The organism is Kitasatospora sp. LaBMicrA B282 (genome assembly GCF_050325825.1).
GTDB lineage: Bacteria > Actinomycetota > Actinomycetes > Streptomycetales > Streptomycetaceae > Kitasatospora.
On record NZ_JBNQTI010000345.1, the window covers coordinates 1 to 1913 of the forward strand.

Genomic DNA, 1913 nt, shown 5'->3' on the forward strand with positions numbered 1-1913 from the left:
CCGGATGCTGTTGGTGATCTTCATGAGTGACGGGTTCGAGTCCCGTCGCTCAGTTGCTGGCACAGGTGCTGGAAGCGGGTGGCCTGGCCTCGTTGGGGGTCGGTTGATCTGGCGTCGTCGCGGTGCTGATTGAGGCGGATGATGTTGGTGCCGGCTGCGGTGAGGACGTGCTGGACATGGGTCTTTGCGGTGCCGCGGTAGCGGCAGTTGCGCAGGCCATGGGCATGGACGGTCTCGGAGACGGTGGCCTCGCAGCCGGCCCTCATGGCATATCGGTCCTGCCACGCCTTGGTCTTCTGCTGTTTCCTGACGCGGTTTTGGATCTCTTGCAGGGGCTGTGGCAGGAGTAGGACATGTCGGCCTTTGCCGTCGACGTTTCCGGTGCACTGCGGGCGGTCGTCGCAGGCCCGACAGACAGCTCGGGGGAAGAGAACCGACAGGCGTGGCTGTCCGTCGGAGAGGGTTGGTTTCCAGGGCGGGCTGGTGGCACCGTTGGGACAAGTAAGCGTTCTTTCATCCCAGTTGGGGTGGAAGTCTTCCTTGTTGAAGCCCGGGAGTGCCCGTGATCGGGGTGGGAGCCGGACGGGGCCGATCAGGTCGATTCCGTACTCGGTCTTGGCCCGGTGGATGGTGGCGGGGCTGGTGTATCCGCCGTCGACCAGGTGCTCGGCTGGGGCCAGGTCGCGTTGGGCGAGGTCGGAGTGGATCCGTTCCAGGGCGTCGATGTCCTGCTCGGGCGCCGGCGTGGTGGCGACGTGGACGATCACGTTGGGCAGGCCGGTGTCGCAGGTCTCGGTCTGGTGGTCCTTGTAGCCGATCCACTCGGCCTTTCCGGGCTTGTGGCTGAAGCGGGCCTGCGGATCGTGGGGGGAGACGATCTCCACCGACGACCATGGCACCCGGGCGGTGGCGAGGTCGGGCCGCCCGTCGGATGCCTCCGCGGTCGTCGAGCGCCGGGGGCTGTGGCGTCGGCTCAGCCGGTCGCGGGTCTGCTTGGGGCCGCGCCAGCACAGATCACCGTGTTCGTCGTACCAGTACTGCTGGATCCAGACCTGGCGCATCACCTCGACCTTGGGCAGCCACCGCAGCCGGGCCGGCGTGTCCGGGGCGAGGAGGGCTTGGAGCAGGCGCATGCCGTCCTCGCCGACCGTGAGCGCGTACTGCTTGCGCTCGTTCGTCTCCTTGGGCAGGCGGTCGTAGCGCACCGGCCGACCGTAACGGCGGGCCCACTCGTCCGTGATCAGGGCGGATATCCAGTTCTCGTCCGCTGCGGCCACCTCCTCCAGGGCCGCGCGCAGGGTCTCGCCGACCAGCTCGATCCGGTCCAGTCTCCGCACCGCGGCCAGGACGTGGGTGGAGTCGGTCCGCTGCCGCCCGCGTCGTTTGACCAGCCCCGCCTCCGCCAGCCGTTCCACCATCAGCGTCAGCAGCCGGTCCGCCCGATCACCCTCGGCCATCCGGTCACGGAACTCGCTGAGCACCGAAAAGTCGAACCCTGGATCGTCCAACTCCAGCCCCAGGCAGTAATTTCCAGTCCAGACGACACCGGACCGCCTCTGCTGCCTGACGGTCAGTGAGGTTCTGCGCGTACTGCAGCACCGACACCAGCGCCAATCGCGCCGGCGACAGGCCGCGGCGTCCGTCGGCGGGATACCAGTCGGCGAAGTCCTCGTCCGTGAACAGCCCCTCCAGGTGATCCCGCACCCACATCGCAGCAGTGCCCCGGGGATTGCTCGCCCGTGCCATCCGCGCGGTCAGCGGCGGGATCTCCCGCCCGGACCATGAACCCATCGCCACTGCAGTCCACCCCTCTGACCAGCCCGATCTCCAGCTCAGGACAGCAGAAGGGCACGGGCGCAGTCCGCCAGAAGACGGCAACGTCACTCTCGCCAGTGAAGATCACCAACAGCATC

General features: G+C 67.7%; 2 protein-coding genes. Both read right to left on the minus strand.

The window, feature by feature from the left end; translation table 11 throughout:
* Nucleotides 1-20: 20 nt before the first annotated feature.
* Nucleotides 21-1457, minus strand: a complete 1437-nt coding sequence (locus ACQRUO_RS39300) for a transposase (RefSeq protein ID WP_428320981.1) — start codon at nucleotides 1455-1457, stop codon at nucleotides 21-23.
* 4 nt (nucleotides 1458-1461) lie between these two features.
* On the minus strand, nucleotides 1462-1791 hold the full coding sequence (locus ACQRUO_RS39305) for a transposase (protein WP_428320982.1): 330 nt from the start codon (nucleotides 1789-1791) through the stop codon (nucleotides 1462-1464).
* Nucleotides 1792-1913: the final 122 nt, after the last annotated feature.

What these genes read in the sequence shown, in the direction of transcription:
- ACQRUO_RS39305 (WP_428320982.1), bottom strand. Translation starts at nt 1,791, where the DNA reads ATGGGTTCATGGTCCGGGCGGGAGATCCCGCCGCTGACCGCGCGGATG.
- ACQRUO_RS39300 (WP_428320981.1), bottom strand. Translation starts at nt 1,457, where the DNA reads ATGGCCGAGGGTGATCGGGCGGACCGGCTGCTGACGCTGATGGTGGAA.